Source organism: Actinosynnema sp. NPDC023658 (genome assembly GCF_040639995.1).
In the GTDB taxonomy this organism is placed as follows: domain Bacteria; phylum Actinomycetota; class Actinomycetes; order Mycobacteriales; family Pseudonocardiaceae; genus Actinosynnema.
Map to the genome: position 1 here is coordinate 1 of NZ_JBFAAX010001070.1, position 1,817 is coordinate 1,817.

The 1,817-nt window shown below is 72.4% G+C and carries 2 protein-coding genes and 1 pseudogene; 2 read left to right on the forward strand and 1 reads right to left on the reverse strand.

Going from position 1 to position 1,817, the window contains the following annotated elements:
* Positions 1–237: 237 nt before the first annotated feature.
* Positions 238–765 (reverse strand): M48 family metallopeptidase, encoded by a 528-nt coding sequence (locus tag AB0G02_RS38155; RefSeq protein WP_360804771.1) that lies wholly within the window; start codon positions 763–765, stop codon positions 238–240.
* Between the two features lie 203 nt (positions 766–968).
* On the opposite strand from AB0G02_RS38155, the gene AB0G02_RS38160 reads away from it, so the two are divergent.
* On the forward strand, positions 969–1,124 hold the full coding sequence (locus AB0G02_RS38160) for a DUF5679 domain-containing protein (protein ID WP_015098458.1): 156 nt from the start codon (positions 969–971) through the stop codon (positions 1,122–1,124).
* A gap of 130 nt (positions 1,125–1,254) precedes the next feature.
* A pseudogene (locus AB0G02_RS38165) lies at positions 1,255–1,817 on the forward strand (thiamine biosynthesis protein ThiF); the annotation flags it as partial.

Sequence of the window (1,817 nt, forward strand, 5' to 3'; positions counted from 1 at the left end):
GCGTCCTCATTCCCGGCGATCACGCTCTTCGATCGCCGGGAATCAGGGCGTGAACGACCGACTTCCCGGCGACCGAGCCCGCCGTCTGCGAAGCAGCGGCAATCCAACACAGGCGCGAACGACCGACTTCCCGGCGACCGAGCCCGCCGTCTGCGAAGCAGCGGCAATCCAACACAGGCGTGAACGACCGACTTCCCGGCGACCGAGCCCGCCGTCTGCGAAGCAGCGGCCAAAACTTCAGTCCTCCTCGGTGATGCCCAGGCCCGCCGCGGCCGAGATGCCCTCCAGGTAGCCGATGGCCCGCTCGGCCTTCGGGTACCGGTGCACGAGCAGCCAGAAGTCCTTGCCGTGCCCGGGCACGGTCAGGTGCGCCAGCTCGTGCACCAGCACGTAGTCGAGCACCCACGCGGGCACCTCGCGCAGGCGTTCGCTGATCCGGATCGTGCCCTCGCTCGGCGTGCACGACGCCCACCTCGTGCGCATCGGCGGCACCCACCGCACGCTGCTCGGCTGCACGCCGTCCAGGTACTTGTCCGCCAGCTCCCCGCACCGCGCCAGCAGCGCGGCGTCGGACGTGCGCGTGGGTGAGCGCCTGCGGGTCTCGCTGCGCTGGAGGCGGCTCAGCATCTCCGCCACCCAGTGCTTCTCCTCGCTCTTGCTCATGCGCGCCGGCAGCAGGACGACGACCGTGTCCCCCTCGCGGTACGCGCTCACCATGCGACGGCGCCGGGCGCTGCGCCGCACCTCCACCTGCGGTTCGGGCATGGCGTTCACGGTAAGGCCAGGGACCGACAATCCGCGGCGTCCAAGCGGCGGTCTGTGGAGCAACGGACCAGCAGGTTCCACCGAAAGGCGGCTGGACACGCTCGACGCGGCGTGCAGCGGAGGCGCGTTCCCGGAGGTAGCGTTCAGCGCAACCCCCGAGTGTGGCGCAGATCGCTCCGCACTCTCGAAGCAAGGAGGAAGCCGTGGCCGAGACCTACAACGGCTACTGCGTCAAGTGCCGTGAGAAGCGTGACTTCACGGGCGAGGTGCACGAGAGCAACAACCGCAGGATGGCCAAGGGCAAGTGCCCGGTCTGCGGAACCACGGTGACCCGCATCCTCGGCAAGGCGAAGGTCTGATCGCGGACGGGTGGCCGGGGGCTCGTCGCCACCCGGCCGCCCGTCAAGGCCCTTCGTGGCCCCTGTGGACAACCGGCAGGCCTGTGGACAGGCGTTTTGCCGTTCCGGCCGTCCCGGGCAGGCTGCCGGTGTGGAGCTACCGAACCGACCGAGGGTCCTGCCCGGCCTGCCGCTGCTGCGCCGCCGGGCGGACGTGGTGCAGATCGGCGCCGACCCCCGCCACGCCATGCTGGTCGAGGAAGTGCCCGAACCCATGGCGTCCGTCCTGCTCGGCCTCGACGGCGGGCACACCCTCTCCGACCTGCGTGAACGCCTGGCGGGCCACGGTCGGCAGGCGGCCGAGCTCATCGGTGTCCTGCACGGCCTGGCGCGCGCCGGGCTGGTCGAGGAGTCCGTGCCCGCGCCGCACCCCCGGCTGGCCGCCGAGGTGACCGGGTGGGCGTTGCGGACCCGCCGTTCCGCCGTCGAACTCCCCTCCTCCCGGGCCGCCCGGTCCGTCGTCGTGCAGGGCGAGGGCCGGCTCGCGGTCACCGTCGCGGCGCTCCTCGGCGCCTCCGGAGTGGCACACGTTCGGGTGGTCGCACGAGGGCGCGTGGGCCCGGAGGACACCGGATCGGGGTACGTCGAGTCGGACGTCGGCCGGCCCCGCGCCGAGGCCGCGCAGGACGCCGTGCGGCGGGCGTGCGGGACCGT